The 15,014-nt window shown below is 50.4% G+C and carries 13 protein-coding genes and 2 pseudogenes; 4 read left to right on the forward strand and 11 right to left on the reverse strand.

All coding sequences use genetic code 11. From position 1 onward, the window contains the following. Positions 1 to 53 precede the first annotated feature (53 nt). Together rlmN and ndk are read right to left on the reverse strand one after the other, a co-directional pair. Positions 54 to 1,223 (reverse strand): dual-specificity RNA methyltransferase RlmN, encoded by a 1,170-nt coding sequence (rlmN, locus tag EH228_RS14055; protein WP_152322256.1) that lies wholly within the window; start codon positions 1,221 to 1,223, stop codon positions 54 to 56. A 186-nt stretch (positions 1,224 to 1,409) separates the two neighbouring features. Then, entirely contained in the window at positions 1,410 to 1,841 is a 432-nt protein-coding gene (gene ndk, locus EH228_RS14060; RefSeq protein WP_152322257.1) for a nucleoside-diphosphate kinase, read from the reverse strand. A gap of 232 nt (positions 1,842 to 2,073) precedes the next feature. Here ndk and sseA point away from each other — a divergent pair, with 232 nt between their 5' ends. Then, positions 2,074 to 2,925, forward strand: coding sequence for a 3-mercaptopyruvate sulfurtransferase (sseA, locus tag EH228_RS14065; protein ID WP_152322258.1), 852 nt, complete (start codon positions 2,074 to 2,076; stop codon positions 2,923 to 2,925). A gap of 144 nt (positions 2,926 to 3,069) precedes the next feature. Here the strand turns inward: sseA and sseB are convergent, their stop codons facing one another. The 5 genes from sseB to trmJ form a co-directional block, all read right to left on the reverse strand. Then, positions 3,070 to 3,840 carry an enhanced serine sensitivity protein SseB gene (gene sseB / locus EH228_RS14070; RefSeq protein ID WP_152322270.1) on the reverse strand — a complete coding sequence of 257 codons (771 nt, stop codon included), beginning with the start codon at positions 3,838 to 3,840 and terminating at the stop codon, positions 3,070 to 3,072. Between the two features lie 71 nt (positions 3,841 to 3,911). Then, entirely contained in the window at positions 3,912 to 5,195 is a 1,284-nt protein-coding gene (gene pepB / locus EH228_RS14075) for an aminopeptidase PepB (RefSeq protein WP_152322259.1), read from the reverse strand. Positions 5,196 to 5,508: 313 nt separating this feature from the next. Further along, positions 5,509 to 6,723 (reverse strand): IscS subfamily cysteine desulfurase, encoded by a 1,215-nt coding sequence (locus EH228_RS14080; RefSeq protein ID WP_152322260.1) that lies wholly within the window; start codon positions 6,721 to 6,723, stop codon positions 5,509 to 5,511. Positions 6,724 to 6,835: 112 nt separating this feature from the next. Then, positions 6,836 to 7,333 carry a Fe-S cluster assembly transcriptional regulator IscR gene (gene iscR, locus EH228_RS14085; RefSeq protein ID WP_152322261.1) on the reverse strand — a complete coding sequence of 166 codons (498 nt, stop codon included), beginning with the start codon at positions 7,331 to 7,333 and terminating at the stop codon, positions 6,836 to 6,838. Positions 7,334 to 7,500: 167 nt separating this feature from the next. Beyond that, positions 7,501 to 8,229 carry a tRNA (cytosine(32)/uridine(32)-2'-O)-methyltransferase TrmJ gene (trmJ, locus tag EH228_RS14090; RefSeq protein WP_152322262.1) on the reverse strand — a complete coding sequence of 243 codons (729 nt, stop codon included), beginning with the start codon at positions 8,227 to 8,229 and terminating at the stop codon, positions 7,501 to 7,503. Positions 8,230 to 8,347: 118 nt separating this feature from the next. Here trmJ and suhB point away from each other — a divergent pair, with 118 nt between their 5' ends. Further along, positions 8,348 to 9,151 carry an inositol-1-monophosphatase gene (suhB, locus tag EH228_RS14095; RefSeq protein ID WP_152322263.1) on the forward strand — a complete coding sequence of 268 codons (804 nt, stop codon included), beginning with the start codon at positions 8,348 to 8,350 and terminating at the stop codon, positions 9,149 to 9,151. A gap of 255 nt (positions 9,152 to 9,406) precedes the next feature. Here suhB and EH228_RS14100 read toward each other — a convergent pair. Continuing rightward, positions 9,407 to 9,543: pseudogene (locus EH228_RS14100) on the reverse strand (DUF1007 family protein); the annotation flags it as partial. 193 nt (positions 9,544 to 9,736) lie between these two features. On the opposite strand from EH228_RS14100, the gene csiE reads away from it, so the two are divergent. Beyond that, a complete protein-coding gene (csiE, locus tag EH228_RS14105; protein WP_152322264.1) occupies positions 9,737 to 11,005 on the forward strand; it encodes a stationary phase inducible protein CsiE in 1,269 nt (422 codons plus the stop codon). 35 nt (positions 11,006 to 11,040) lie between these two features. Here the strand turns inward: csiE and glyA are convergent, their stop codons facing one another. Then, positions 11,041 to 12,294 (reverse strand): serine hydroxymethyltransferase, encoded by a 1,254-nt coding sequence (gene glyA, locus EH228_RS14110; protein WP_152322265.1) that lies wholly within the window; start codon positions 12,292 to 12,294, stop codon positions 11,041 to 11,043. Positions 12,295 to 12,937: 643 nt separating this feature from the next. On the opposite strand from glyA, the gene EH228_RS14120 reads away from it, so the two are divergent. After that, positions 12,938 to 14,008, forward strand: a complete 1,071-nt coding sequence (locus tag EH228_RS14120) for a zinc-dependent alcohol dehydrogenase family protein (RefSeq protein WP_152322267.1) — start codon at positions 12,938 to 12,940, stop codon at positions 14,006 to 14,008. An 87-nt stretch (positions 14,009 to 14,095) separates the two neighbouring features. Here the strand turns inward: EH228_RS14120 and EH228_RS14125 are convergent. Further along, a pseudogene (locus EH228_RS14125) lies at positions 14,096 to 14,566 on the reverse strand (IS3 family transposase); the annotation flags it as partial. Between the two features lie 91 nt (positions 14,567 to 14,657). Beyond that, the gene (locus tag EH228_RS14130) at positions 14,658 to 14,897 is read right to left on the reverse strand and encodes a hypothetical protein (protein WP_193323350.1); all 240 of its coding nucleotides are present in this window, start codon (positions 14,895 to 14,897) and stop codon (positions 14,658 to 14,660) included. Positions 14,898 to 15,014 lie beyond the last annotated feature (117 nt).

The raw sequence follows: 15,014 nt of genomic DNA on the forward strand, positions 1-15,014 counted from the left end.
CTACGCCAATCACATCAGGGCTGACAGCCGCGACGGGCCAGAACACTCAGGTTTCAGAGCGCTTTCACAGAAATCGGCTCACCGGCCATCTTTTTACGCAACGTGCGTCTGGTGCGGTCAATGACCTCACCAGCCAGCTGACCACAGGCCGCATCAATATCATCTCCCCGGGTCTTACGCACAATAGTAGTAAAACCATAATCCATCAATACTTTAGAGAAGCGATCGATGCGACTGTTCGAACTACGACCATACGGCGCCCCCGGGAAGGGGTTCCATGGGATAAGATTGATTTTACACGGCGTATTTTTCAACAAGGCCGCCAGCTCATGGGCATTATCGGTACTGTCATTGACATGGTCCAGCATCACATATTCAATGGTTACACGCCCCTGATTGGCATTGGACTTGGTAATGTAGCGACTGACGGCCTGTAAAAAGGTCTCGATATTGTATTTTTTATTGATAGGAACAATTTCGTCACGAATTGTGTCATTCGGGGCATGGAGAGAGATAGCCAGAGCCACATCAATCATATCGCCCAGTTTGTCCAGCGCGGGAACCACACCTGAGGTAGATAGCGTTACGCGGCGTTTTGACAAGCCAAAACCGAAGTCGTCCAGCATGATTTCCATCGCCGGTACCACATTGTTCAGGTTGAGCAACGGCTCCCCCATCCCCATCATCACCACATTGGTGATTGGGCGCTGTCCGGTAACTTTCGACGCGCCAATAATTTTAGCAGCGCGCCAAACCTGACCAATAATTTCCGAAACGCGCAGATTGCGATTAAATCCCTGCTGGGCGGTGGAACAAAACTTGCACTCCAGCGCACACCCCACCTGGGAAGAAACACACAAGGTGGCGCGATCTTTTTCTGGGATATAAACCGTCTCGACCTGCTGGTCACCAACGGTGATAGCCCATTTGATAGTGCCATCCGCAGAGCGTTGTTCTTCCGCCACTTCTGGCGCCCGGATCTCAGCCAGCGCTGCCAACTTGCTGCGGAAGGCTTTATTGATATCGGTCATCTGCTCGAAATCATCACAACAATAGTGATAAATCCACTTCATCACCTGATCGGCACGAAACGGTTTTTCACCCAAACTGACGAAAAATTCGCGCATTTGCTGCCGATTCAGATCAAGCAGGTTAATTTTTTCTTTTTTTGGCGCGGTGATAGCCAGGGATGCGGACGACGGGGTCACAATGTGTTCAGACATAATTTTCTCTGGCCTCGTTATTACACGTTATGGCACTGGGGGTGAATAATATAAATGAAACGCCCCTGATGAGAACAAGCTCAGCAGGGGCGCATTATTGTACAAGTACAGGATGGCAGGTTAAAGCTCGTCAGCAAAATAATTTGTAAACATTCACCCCGCACTGTACAACACTAATCTCAGCTCTCAGCGAGTACGCGGACAAATTTCGCCTTCGCCGAAGAAGTAAGCGATTTCACGCGCTGCTGATTCTGCAGAATCAGAGCCATGAGTCGCGTTCTCAGTGAAGCTATCAGCATAATCAGCGCGCAACGTCCCCGCCAGTGCGTTTGCCGGGTTAGTCGCCCCCATCAAGTCACGGTGACGCTGAACAGCGTTTTCACCTTCCAGTACAGAAACGACCACCGGGCCGGATGTCATGAATTCCACCAGACCATCGAAGAACGGTTTGCCCTGATGCTCTGCGTAGAAACCTTCGGCCTGCGCTTTGGTCAGGTGTAGCATTTTGCAACCAACAATTTTGAAGCCAGCGCTTTCAAAACGGTTAAAAATAGCACCAATAACGTTCTTCGCCACCGCATTCGGTTTGATGATAGAAAAAGTACGTTCAATAGTCATAGGGACCCTCTGTTTAATAGCGAAAGTAGCCAGCGAATGACTCCCCGGCCCGGGAAAGGCGCAGATTATAGAGGTCATCATCTGACTTGCCTATCGGAGATTCAACAATTTATTAAAAAAACACGCTGTAATTCCACATATTTATAACGGTTTATCGCTATTTTACAGAAAATCTTGTGATGACTGCCGGGATAGTTGACACTCAGAACATGACATTCACAACGAGGCCACTATGACATCCTCTTTCTTCGTGACCGTCGACTGGCTGGCGGAACATTATCGTGATGAGAATCTTCAGGTTATTGATGCACGCATGCTGCCTCCAGGTCAGGAAAAATTGCGCAATATTACGGTGGAATATCAGGCAAAACACTTACCTGCCGCGCCTTTCTTTGATATCGAAGCGCTCTCCGACCCTGGCAGCCCTTATCCTCATATGATGCCCCGCGCTGAGTCCTTTGCCGTCGCCATGCGCGAGCTGGGGATCTGCGGTGATAAGCACCTGGTGGTGTATGATGAAGGCAATCTGTTCTCCGCCCCGCGCGCCTGGTGGATGCTGCGCCAGTTCGGCGTGGCGAAGGTTTCAATCCTCGCCGGTGGTCTGAAGGGATGGGAAGATGCCCGCCAGCCACTGGAAAACGGCGCCGTCACGTTACCGGAAAGCGAGTTTGAAGCCCGTTTTGACCCACAAGCTGTTAAGCGACTGACAGATGTCATGCTCATCAGTCATGAAGGCGGTGCGCAGATCGTTGATGCCAGGGCGGCTAACCGTTTTAAGGGCGAAGTCGATGAACCCCGGCCTGGTCTGCATCGCGGACATATTCCTGGCAGCAAGAATGTGCCATGGAATGAACTGGTAGAAAACGGCCAGTTAAAACCGACTGATGAACTGCGGGCGATTTTTCAACATCATGACGTTGAGTTAGCTGAACCGATAGTGGCGAGCTGTGGATCCGGCGTGACTGCGGCGGTGGTTGTCCTGGCGCTGACAACGCTGGGGGCCAAAAACGTCACACTGTATGACGGTTCCTGGAGCGAATGGGGCAGCCGTGATGATCTGCCAATTGCCACACAATTGACGTAATCGAACACTGACCGGAAAGAGCCGTCTTCACGTCTGGTGAGACGGTTCTTTCACAAACTGTTCGTCGCAAAAAAAGTATTCGCTTCAAGAACAGTTAACAGCAACCAGTACCGCCACGTGATAAGCGCAATAAAGCATCATTCATCATTTAGTCTGCTTAAATTCCCGCAGGAAACTGCCCCATTTACGTTCGTAAAATGGGGTGATATGCGCGGTGAAAAAGTGGCTGATACCGTTTTCATTTTCCACTACCTGACAGATATCAACCGGCTGATCATGCAGTAATGTATCCGTGGCCACATGACCTGCGGCATGAATAATGGACTCAACGTCACTGTCCGCCTCAATACCAATCAGCAGGTTAGGTTGTTCATCGACCGATTCTTTAATCTGCGCCACATAAGCCCGACGCACCTGCTTATGTTTGGCAAACAGTTGCGTCAGTGAATCAATCATCTGCACGGGCGGATCGGCCATTTCAGAAAGCAGTAACGACGTCCCCCCTTCCAGTACGCTCTGCTGACTAAGTGCCAGCCCCCCTTCTCTCAGTAGATTGCTAATTTCATGCGGAGAAAACGCTTTCCCAACAGGCAATGTAGGGTTAAGAAACAGTGTTTCGCCCAACGTCATTTCAAACAGCGTACGCACGGGGATCACCAAAAACGCCTGTTCCTCTCTTACCGCCTGTTGCATTGCACTTATCGAAGTGAAAAAAGGGATAACCGAGGTACCATCCTCTTTCTTCCAGTGCTTTAAATCCAACTGGGCCGTGGCGGTAATATCCCCGTCGTCTGAACGTTCCCCCAATACCAGGACACTGGCTTCCATCAACAATGCAAAGAATTCAGGACAATGCGCCGGTTCAGTTGCCGCCAGCGTTAACACTTCTTCAAGACGCGGGTTGTTTTCATTCATCGGTTGGGTCCAGTCAGACAATATTGGCTTCCGGCCGGGAAAGCATACGGCCGGAAAAAAATAACCACAGATTATTTTAACAACATATTGGCAACGGTACGTACGCCAAGCCCGGTAGCTCCGGCAGACCACTGTTCGACAGCGCCCTTACGATACGTTGCGGAGCAGTCAATATGTAACCAGCCTTGCTGATAACTTTTCACAAAATGCGATAAAAATGCAGCGGCGGAACTGGCCCCCGCGGTGTGTGAAGGCGCGGCGATATTGTTCAAATCGGCAAAGTTAGACGGCAGATGACCACGATGAAACTCAGCCAGTGGCAAACGCCAGAAAGGCTCGTTTTCGCCCGCAGCACTGCTGAGCAGCGACTGCGCTACCTCGTCATCAAAAGTGAACAAGGCGTGGTAATCATTGCCCAGCGCCATCTTGGCGGCCCCCGTCAACGTGGCGGCGTCGATCAACAACTGCGGATGCTGTTCGCTGGCGTCAATCAGCCCATCGGCCAGCACTAATCGTCCTTCCGCATCGGTGTTCATGACTTCCACGCTTTTGCCGTTACGGTAGTGAATGATATCCCCCAAACGGAATGCATTACCGCTAACCATGTTGTCGGCACAACACAGATACAGCTTCACGCGCTTTTGCAATCCACGGCTGACAGCCAGCGCCAGTGCGCCAGTCAACGTCGCTGCCCCGCCCATATCCGACTTCATCGAATCCATCGAGCCACTCGGTTTCAGACTGTAGCCACCGGTGTCAAAGGTGATACCTTTCCCCACCAGACAGGCAAACACCGCGGCATTTTCATCGCCGGTTGGATTGTAATCCAGAGCCAACAGCGCCGGGTTACGCGTTGAACCACGGCCAACAGTGTACAGGCCCATATAGCCCTGCATCCGCAAATCCTCACCCTTGGTGATACGGTAGCTGACCTTATCACCAGCAACATCACTTAGCAGATCCACCGCTCGCTGCGTCAATTGCTCGGGGCTGAGATCTTCAGCGGGCAGATTTATAGTATCGCGCACCCAATCAATAATTTTCTGGCGACGGGCAAACTCCGCACGGTCAGCGTCATTCAGTACTGGCCAGTCAACTTGACGTGCGCCTTTCGGGGCACGATAACCTTGCCAGAACGCCCAGCACTGCTCCAAATCCCAGTCGCCGCTCAGACTAACGTGGCGGATCCCCTGACTATCAATTTTACGTGCCGCACGCTGAATAGTGGCCAACACATCACCACCCGTTAAATGAATGGTCATGCCATTGTCGTTACTGGTCAGGATCGCTTTTTCGCCCCAGCGCGGATCCGCTGCTGCTGCTGACAGTGCTATTTTCATTGGTGTTGTGGTCATCGCGCATGACTCCTTAATTGATCTTGCAAATGGTCCGTCGTTAAAAAAACGCGCGGACACTATACCCTAAATCATTCAAGTTGCAGGAAAGCGGTCAGCGAGCATTACTCTGGCGCACTCAAGCAGGCAACGTCTCTACAACTTAACGTGACGGGTATATACCTTAAGCCTTTCTTCGTTATCGTCTTATGCAGGCTAACAGAAATCATAAAACAGAATTATTGCCATCGTGCTAACGCTGGGGAATGGCCTCGCGCCGACCACCATCCATGGCACAAGGCCACAACCGCGCAGTGAGTTTGGCTTCAGCGATTCAAGATTGCGTACTGACGTCGCGATTGCTTTTTTGGGCTTTAAAATCAGCCCACTGAGAAGAATGCTCACGCAGGCGGCCAATGGTGTTTTTCACCAGAGAGATAGCATAATCAATTTCGTCTTCCGTGGTAAAACGGCCAAGAGAAAAACGCAGTGAACTGTGGGCCAGTTCGTCCGCCAGCCCCAACGCCCTGAGCACATAGGAAGGTTCAAGACTGGCAGAGGTACAGGCAGAACCGGATGAGAGGGCCAAATCTTTCAGCGCCATAATCAGCGTTTCGCCATCGACATAACCGAAACTGATGTTGAGAATATTGGGCGCACCGTTATCAAAATCGCCATTAAGCATCACTTCTTCAAGTTCACTGATGCCATGCCACAGTTTACTACGCAGCACTGCCAGACGAGCCATCTCCGCGCTCATTTCATCTTTCGCAATTCGGTACGCTTCTCCCATACCAACAATCTGATGCACCGGGAGCGTGCCAGAACGCATCCCCCGTTCATGACCGCCACCGTGGATTTGCGCCTCAATAATACGGGTTCGGGGCTTGCGACGAACATACAAACCGCCGATACCTTTTGGACCATAGATTTTATGGGCGGAGAAAGAGACCAGATCAACATTGATTTGGCTGACGTCCAGCGGCAGTTTCCCAACGCTTTGCGTGGCATCGACATGAAAAAGAATCTCACGCGCACGGCATAATTCACCGATTGCGGCGATGTCCTGCACAATGCCCGTCTCGTTATTAACATGCATGATAGAGACAATAATGGTGTCATCACGTATCGCAGATTCCAGTTCCTGCAAATCGAGCAAACCGTTAGCTTGTGGCGCGAGATAAGTCACCGTAAACCCTTCGCGTTCTAACTGGGCGCAGCTATCCAACACCGCTTTATGCTCGGTCTGGCTGGTAATGACATGGCGGCCTTTCTCTTGATGGAGATGTGCCGTGCCTTTGATTGCCAAATTATCGGATTCCGTCGCCCCGGAAGTAAAAACAATTTCACGCGGATCAGCCCCGATCAACTCTGCCACCTGATTGCGAGCCACATCGACAGCTTCTTCAGCCTGCCAGCCAAAACGGTGTGAGCGTGAAGCAGGATTGCCAAACGTGCCGTCCATGGTCAGGAACTGCATCATTTTTTTAGCTACGCGGGGATCAACCGGGGTGGTTGCGGCATAATCGAAGTAAATCGGTAATTTCATTGCTATTGAACTCCGTTACATCACGTCATTCAATGCGTTCTGGCTGGGGCGTCAGTTCCCGCCGTCCACGGAGGGTGACTGGTGGTGGACGACAGGCTTCGCCGGTGCTTTATCAGGCACGCAGATTGACGTTAATGGTTTCGTGCATACGGCCAGTTGGCACGCGAACTTTTTCGGTATAATTCTGGCGGTCAGCCACATCCAGGATCTCCTGGTTGTTGACCAGCTCAGCCAGCGTAATGTTATTCAGGAAATCACTGATGCGCTCGCTCAGGTCGCGCCACAACACGTGAGTCAGGCAGCGTTCTCCTCCCTGACACCCTTCTTTCCCCAGACACTTAGTGGCATCAACCGATTCATCCACTGCCGTGATAACCGCGCCCACTGAAATAGCATTCGACACTTTCCCCAACAGGTAACCTCCACCCGGTCCCCGCACGCTGGCCACCAGGCCATTTTTGCGTAAACGAGAGAACAGCTGTTCCAGATAAGACAGGGAGATCCCCTGACGCTCGGAAATATCAGCTAATGGTACTGGCCCTTCGTGAGAGTGAAGAGCAACGTCAAGCATAGCGGTAACGGCATAACGGCCTTTGGATGTCAGTCTCATAGCGTAAACGACCTCGATTGTCCCATAGTTGGGGTTTAACAAAAAGATGGTCGCAAGTCTGACATTCCCGAGTGATTTGGTCAACTATTTAACCAGGTAAAATACTCAACTATTATTTAACCTGGCCGCGATGCTAACCATAACCCGATCACGGCAAGCCGCATGGCTTACTTTTCACCCTTTGGTTTTTCCAGCGAAGAGAGCATACCACGCAGTATATTCAGCTCATCACGCTCCGGACGCGCGCGGGTATACAGGCGACGCATTTTGCTCATCACCTGACCCGGGCTACCTTCGCGGATAAAACCACTCTTGATCATCATGTGCTCCATGTGCTGATAGAAACGTTCAAGATCATCGACCAGCGGGTAAGGTGATTCTTCATACTCCTGCGTAGTGGCTTCCTGTGAATACAGGAATGCCATGCGCACTTCATAGGTGATGATCTGCACGGCCATCGCCAGGTTTAACGAGCTGTACTCCGGGTTAGCCGCAATAGCGACATGATAGTGACATTTCTGCAACTCTTCATTGGTCAGGCCAACGCGTTCACGGCCAAAAACCAGCGCGACTGGCGCCTGACGCCCTTCCTGCACGCTTTTAATTCCGCATTCACGTGGGTCCAACATCGGCCACGGCAGTGAACGGGAACGGGCACTGGTACCGACGACCAGGCTACAGCCAGCCAACGCTTCGTCCAGGGTATCAACGATGTGAGCATTGCCAATCACATCGCTGGCCCCGGCGGCTAAAGCAATAGCCTGAGAATCAGGTTTAACGAGTGGGTTAATCAGATAAAGGTTAGTTAAGCCCATGGTTTTCATCGCGCGAGCGACGGAACCCATATTGCCGGTGTGCGAGGTTTCCACCAGCACGATGCGGATATTTTGCAGCATAGGAATTCAGGTCTGTGAGATAATCTGCGAATGCTAACATATTTTCAGGACATTTTCTGTTTGCCCTGTTATAATCCGCGCCGCTTTCCCGTTCTTTAACATCCAGTGAGAGAAACCGATGCATCCGATGCTCAACATCGCCGTGCGCGCTGCGCGCAAGGCCGGAAATTTAATTGCCAAAAACTACGAAACCCCGGACGCTGTCGAAGCCAGCCAGAAAGGCAGCAACGACTTCGTGACCAATGTTGACCGCGACGCCGAACGTCAAATTATTGAGGTTATCCGCAAATCTTATCCGCAACACACCATTATTACTGAAGAGAGTGGTGAATTAGCGGGCGAAGACCAGGATGTGCAATGGGTTATCGATCCACTGGATGGCACCACCAACTTCATCAAACGTTTTCCTCATTTCTCTGTTTCTATTGCGGTGCGCATTAAAGGCCGTACTGAAGTCGCCGTGGTTTATGATCCCATGCGTAATGAGCTCTTCAGCGCCGTGCGCGGTCAGGGTACTCAACTGAACGGTTACCGTCTGCGCGGCAGCACCGCTCGCGATCTGAACGGCACCATTCTGGCAACTGGATTTCCTTTCAAACTGAAACAGCATGCAGCCCCTTATATCAACATTGTTGGCAAACTGTTTACCCATTGCGCCGATTTCCGCCGCACCGGTTCAGCCGCGCTGGATCTGGCCTACGTAGCCGCAGGCAGAGTGGACGGTTATTTTGAAATCGGCTTGAAGCCATGGGATTTTGCTGCTGGCGAGCTGCTGGTTCGTGAAGCTGGCGGTCTGGTAACCGACTTTGTCGGCGCACACGGCTATATGACTTCCGGTAACATTGTGGCCGGTAATCCACGCGTGGTGAAAGCCATGCTGGCTACCATGCGTGACGAGCTGAGTGAAGCGCTGAAACGTTAAGTCGCCATCTCCTGTAAAAGTGCAGACGCAACATAAAACAGAGTCTGCACGAAATAACTTCCCCCATCGATGCTTCACAGCAAATCATGCAATCCCCGCACTAATAATGGCGCCGGAACAGGGACGCACCACCACCATCGCTTTGGTTCTGCTGTTAACCACATTATCCAGCATTTCACTGTTTGGCACATGCAGATAACCACAGCCACAATGCGCGCCATCGCCATGCAGATGCCCGATGTCTATGAACCACACATAAAGCAAATCAGCTGATGTGATTTCATCCATCACACCCAATGCATCTTTAACCCGGTCAGTTGGTTATCTTTATGAACCGGTGTCACCTGCATATCGATAAAGCTGTGGGGTGGCTCCAGGCTTGTGGTGCCAATACCAGCATGCTAATACCCACCATCAGCCTGATTAATTTGTTATAACATAACAATTATTTATTCTCTCTTTGCTTATTGGGCAAATATTCTGTGATCTGCCTTAAAAGTCGTGAATAAATCTGCTCACCATAAACGCAGTAAACAGTAACCACGCTATTCTTAGCGAGATAACTTTTAACTGGGATTGCAGACGATGAGTTTACCCTCACCTCCCCACTCCGCCTTCTCCAGTTCGCAGCGTCACTGTCACCTGCTTTTGCTACTGTATCTCCCTGGAGCAAGTGTAACCCTTGATTCGCTGTGTCAACTCAACGGGGTGGATCGATCCATTACCCGCCAGGATATCGCGGCAGTAGCAGAGAAAATCCAACACTATCATCGAATTAATCTGCATCAGGAAGCAAACGGCAACTACTGGATCGATGGTCCGGAACTGGATCTGCGACTGTGCCTGCTACACTGGTTACGTCGTGGGCTGCGCCTAACTCCGGACTTTATCCATCATCACTTTGCCACAGCGGTAAAACAGCAGTTGAAAGCGCAGCGGACAGAAAAGGTACTGTACGATGAACGCAATCTTCAGGCCCTGGTGCAGTATTGCGCACAAAGGCTCTCACGTGAGTTCAACAACCGCGACAGACAATTTTTACTGCTCTTTATGCAGCATACGCTTTGCCGTCGTCAGCATATTGAGTTCAGTGAAACCCAGCAGACCTGGTTGAAAGCGCATATTGAGTATCAGGTGGCAGAAGAAATTGTGCATCACTGGCAAAAACGCAGCCAGTCCGCGCCTGATGCCAGTGTAATCTGGTTATTTTCCCTGCTGTTCAGTCAAATACATCTCCCTGTCGTAAGCCATATCCGCCACGACTATGAACGCCAGTTGCTGGAGGCGGTCCGACAGATGATTGAACACTTCCAGAAGCTTTCGGCGGTGCGCTTCAGTGATCAACAAGGACTGTGTTCACAGCTTTACACCCACCTTGCGCAGGCATTAGAACGTATCCAGTTTGGCATTGGCACTGATAGCTGCCTGACGGGAGATGTTGTGCGACTCTATCCCCGACTACTGCGCACGACCCAAGTCGCCGTGACAAACGTTGAGCAGCTTTATGGCCTGACGTTTTCGCCAGAGGAACTGGGGTTGATAGCAATTATTTTTGGCGCGTGGCTGATGCAGGAAAATGCGCTACAGGAAAAACAGGTACTACTGCTGACGGGTAAAGACAGCCAACTGGAACAGAAAGTGGAACAACAGTTGAGAGAACTGACATTACTGCCGCTCAATATCAAATATCTCGATGTGGAAGCGTACCAGCGCCACGGCGCACCAAAAGGGATTACGCTGGTTATTACCCCTTACGCAGCCCCTCTGCCACTCTACTCGCCACCGCTCATCCACGCCGAATTGCCCCTGCAAGACCACCAACAGCATTGCATCCGCCTGCTGTTGGAGTCCTGAACCGCCCCGGAGAAAAGGGGAACGATGTCGGCCGGTTACGCGTAGACCGGGAAGCGGGCACAAATATTCAACACCTGCGCCTTCACACGTTCCTGGACGCTTTGATCATTGATATTGTCGAGAATATCGCTAATCCAGCCAGCCAGCTCACGTACTTCTGCTTCCTTAAAGCCACGACGCGTCACCGCCGGCGACCCAATACGGATACCAGAAGTCACAAACGGGCTCTTTGGATCGTTCGGCACGCTATTTTTGTTCACGGTGATGTTAGCGCGCCCCAGCGCGGCATCGGCTTCTTTACCGGTTAGATTTTTGTCAACCAGGTCCAGCAGGAACAGGTGGTTATGGGTTCCACCGGAAACGACTTTGTAGCCACGCGCAAGGAACACGTCCACCATCGCTTTAGCGTTTTTAGCCACCTGCTGTTGGTAAACTTTAAACTCTGGCTCCATTGCTTCTTTTAATGCTACCGCTTTACCCGCGATCACATGCATCAGCGGCCCACCCTGACCACCTGGGAACACGGCAGAATTCAACTTCTTATACAGTTCCTCATCCCCACCTTTCGCAAGGATCAAACCACCACGCGGTCCTGCGAGGGTTTTATGGGTGGTGGTGGTCACGATGTGTGCGTGAGGAACTGGATTTGGGTAAACATCAGCCGCGACCAGGCCAGCCACATGTGCCATATCGACAAACAGATAGGCACCAACACTGTCAGCGATTTCACGCATTTTTGCCCAGTCACAAATACCGGAGTAAGCAGAAAAACCGCCGATAATCATTTTCGGCTGGTGCTTCTGCGCCTGCGCAGCCAGGTGGTCATAATCGATTTTTCCGCTTTCGTCGATGCCGTAAGGCACCACGTTGTACAGCTTACCGGACAGATTGACCGGAGAACCATGCGTCAGGTGCCCGCCATGTGCCAGGTTCATCCCCAAAATAGTGTCGCCCGGTTGTAACAGAGCTGTGTATACCGCGAAGTTCGCCTGAGAACCAGAGTGTGGCTGCACATTAGCATAATCAGCGCCGAACAACGCTTTAGCACGGTCAATGGCCAGTTGCTCAACGATATCCACATACTCACAACCGCCATAATAGCGCTTGCCTGGATAGCCTTCGGCATATTTGTTAGTCAGCTGAGACCCTTGTGCCTGCATGACACGCGGACTGGTGTAATTTTCAGAAGCAATCAGTTCAATATGCTCTTCCTGACGCACTTTCTCTTGCTCCATTGCCTGCCATAATTCGGCATCATAATCGGCAATATTCATATCACGCTTTAACATCCGTTTCTCCTGACTCAGCTAACTAATATACGGCATTGAACAACCCGTGAGGGTAAAGGCCAACAGTGTAAACCGTTTTGCCTACCGAGGGGTAGCCGGAAAGCGCGCTTTTTACGCAAACGATTGGCTTCAGTGCTGGCAAGGTTTGTTTCCCTTTTTTTGCCAGCACCGGCTTCACGATATTTCGTCATCATCCAAATGCGAATCCTTCACAATACCAGAGATTCGGGGGCAAAAATTACCCTGTTACAAAATGCGGGTTTGGATATTTCATGTTTTGATACAGGGCTGCCATTGAACGTCCAGGGCCTATCCTCCCAGACATCCCCCCAATGACATACTGACACCGCCTCATAAAAGGATTAAGCCCGGCTGACAAATACCCCACATTCAACCTCCAGAGCTCAATGAAACCTTTTCTTCATTGGCATTTAACCTGAAGCGGAAAAAGGGAGAAATACAAGACGGTAACTTTCCAAATACAAGCGATGACACTCTGACCTGTTACAATAATTTTAATCGCATCGCATAATGGCACTACACTTACGTGGGATGACATCCCGCCAGCGCTGGTCTTGCAAAATACAGCATCATGGTGCGAAGTTACTGAACGCTATACAACAACCTTGAAGGATAAAATACAATGAAAGCAGTCGTTTATTATGGAGAAAATGATGTTCGTATCGAGGAACGTCCCAAACCGCAAATAATCCACCCCAGTGATGCCATTATTCGCATGACAAAAACCACTATTTGTGGAACCGATTTAGGGATACTGAAAGGGAAAAACCCTGAGATAGAAGAAACCGCACGCCGTAAAACCGGTGAGTTTAATGGACGTATTCTTGGCCATGAGGGAATTGGCATTGTAGAAGAAGTGGGTTCTGCAGTAAGTAATTTCAAAAAAGGTGATAAAGTTATCATTTCTTGTATAAGCCGCTGCGGGACTTGTGAGAACTGCCAAAAACAGCTTTACGCCCACTGCCTGAATGACGGTGGCTGGATTATGGGATATATGATAGATGGCACTCAGGCAGAATTCGTACGCACCCCTTATGCCGATAACTCCCTTTACCTGCTCCCTGATGAACTTAAAGAAGATGCTGGCGTTTTTCTTTCTGATGCATTACCGACAGCCCATGAAATTGGCGTTCAGAACGGCGCAATAAAACCAGGGGACACTGTCGCCATTGTTGGCGCAGGCCCGGTAGGTATGAGCTGTTTACTTACCGGAGTACTTTATTCTCCCTCTCAGATAATAATGATCGACATGGATGAAAATCGCCTGGCTATGGCCAGAGAAATGGGGGCAACGCACACCGTTAACTCAGCGAAAGAAGATGCCACCCGCAGAGTCATGGAACTAACGGGTCAGCGCGGCGTGGACTGTGCCATAGAAGCCGTTGGAATAGAACCCACATGGAACATCTGTCAAAACATCGTAAAAGAAGGTGGCCACTTAGCCAACGTAGGCGTTCATGGTAAATCAGTCAGCTTCTCGATTGAAAAACTATGGATAAAAAACCTCACCATAACAACCGGCCTCGTTAACGGAAACACGACGGGCATGCTCCTGAAAACATGCTGCTCAGGAAAACTGCCGACAGAAAAATTGGCCACTCACCATTTCAATTTTAACGAAATTGAAAAAGCCTACGATGTTTTCAAACATGCGGCTGATGAAAACGCCATGAAGGTCATTATTGATTTCTAAAGAATCGCCAATCACATCAGTACCGATGCAACAACAGTCAGTCTCCTCCGGCAAAGCCGGAGGTTTTGAATCGCTACGGATAATCCAGACACTTCCGAGCCGTTGATAATATTGGTTTTCGTATTCTGCCGGTGGCATCTGATTGCTCGAACCATGCCGACGCCTACAGTTATAAAACAGTTCGATGTAATCAAAAACATCGCGGCGGGCTTCTTCCCGCGTTCCGTAGATCTTTTTCTTTATCCGTTCGCGTTTCAGTCGCTGGAGAAAGCTTTCCGCAACCGCGTTGTCGTGGCAGTTACCGCGACGGCTCATGCTGCCCTCCAGTCCGTGTGATTTCAGGAACGACTGCCACTCATGGCTTGTGTACTGACTGCCCTGATCCGAGTGAACCAGCACCTGTTTTTGGGGGTTACGCCGCCATACAGCCATCAGCAGTGCGTTCAGGACAATGTCCTTTGTCATCCGGGATTGCATTGACCAGCCGATAATTTTACGTGAGAACAGATCAACAACCACGGCAAGATACAGCCAGCCTTCGTGAGTCCTGATGTAGGTTTATGATCCTGAGCTCATGGCTTTAGGGGAGTACAATCATCTTTTCGAAGATTAGATAACTAACCCGGCCACCGCGCCGGGTTTTTTGTGCCTAGTTACAGCGCCCTGTCACCTTACCTACCAGAGCCTTAGCTGAATCGAAGCCACCAAAGCCAGAAGTTGTTTTGGTCATCAACACCGTTCCATCATCCTGTATCACCCAAGTTTCCATAGCGTGTTTACCTGGTTCTGTAGTTAAACCCAGAACTACATTGGATGACAACGCTTTGTAGACCATGCCGCCGCCGTTAAGCCCATCATAAATCACGACCGCATAATCCGGGTTGATCATTATCGTAAACTTACCACCATAAGAATCATCCTCCCTACTATATCCATTTCTCTCTGCATAACTAAATAACTGCGCTTAATACCGCTTCACTTTCGTTAGCCCGTGTTTGTTGCCAGG

It is taken from the genome of Erwinia endophytica (assembly GCF_009295515.1).
Taxonomy (GTDB): Bacteria; Pseudomonadota; Gammaproteobacteria; order Enterobacterales; family Enterobacteriaceae; genus Erwinia; species Erwinia endophytica.

Excerpts from the sequence above, each read along its gene's own strand:
- trmJ (WP_152322262.1), bottom strand. The coding sequence starts at position 8,229 with ATGCTGCAAAATATCCGCATCGTGCTGGTGGAAACCTCGCACACCGGC.
- EH228_RS14120 (WP_152322267.1), top strand. The coding sequence starts at position 12,938 with ATGAAAGCAGTCGTTTATTATGGAGAAAATGATGTTCGTATCGAGGAA.
- rlmN (WP_152322256.1), bottom strand. The coding sequence starts at position 1,223 with ATGTCTGAACACATTGTGACCCCGTCGTCCGCATCCCTGGCTATCACC.
- pepB (WP_152322259.1), bottom strand. The coding sequence starts at position 5,195 with ATGACCACAACACCAATGAAAATAGCACTGTCAGCAGCAGCAGCGGAT.
- sseB (WP_152322270.1), bottom strand. The coding sequence starts at position 3,840 with ATGAATGAAAACAACCCGCGTCTTGAAGAAGTGTTAACGCTGGCGGCA.
- sseA (WP_152322258.1), top strand. The coding sequence starts at position 2,074 with ATGACATCCTCTTTCTTCGTGACCGTCGACTGGCTGGCGGAACATTAT.
- EH228_RS14080 (WP_152322260.1), bottom strand. The coding sequence starts at position 6,723 with ATGAAATTACCGATTTACTTCGATTATGCCGCAACCACCCCGGTTGAT.
- iscR (WP_152322261.1), bottom strand. The coding sequence starts at position 7,333 with ATGAGACTGACATCCAAAGGCCGTTATGCCGTTACCGCTATGCTTGAC.
- EH228_RS14130 (WP_193323350.1), bottom strand. The coding sequence starts at position 14,897 with ATGATCAACCCGGATTATGCGGTCGTGATTTATGATGGGCTTAACGGC.
- suhB (WP_152322263.1), top strand. The coding sequence starts at position 8,348 with ATGCATCCGATGCTCAACATCGCCGTGCGCGCTGCGCGCAAGGCCGGA.
- csiE (WP_152322264.1), top strand. The coding sequence starts at position 9,737 with ATGAGTTTACCCTCACCTCCCCACTCCGCCTTCTCCAGTTCGCAGCGT.
- glyA (WP_152322265.1), bottom strand. The coding sequence starts at position 12,294 with ATGTTAAAGCGTGATATGAATATTGCCGATTATGATGCCGAATTATGG.
- ndk (WP_152322257.1), bottom strand. The coding sequence starts at position 1,841 with ATGACTATTGAACGTACTTTTTCTATCATCAAACCGAATGCGGTGGCG.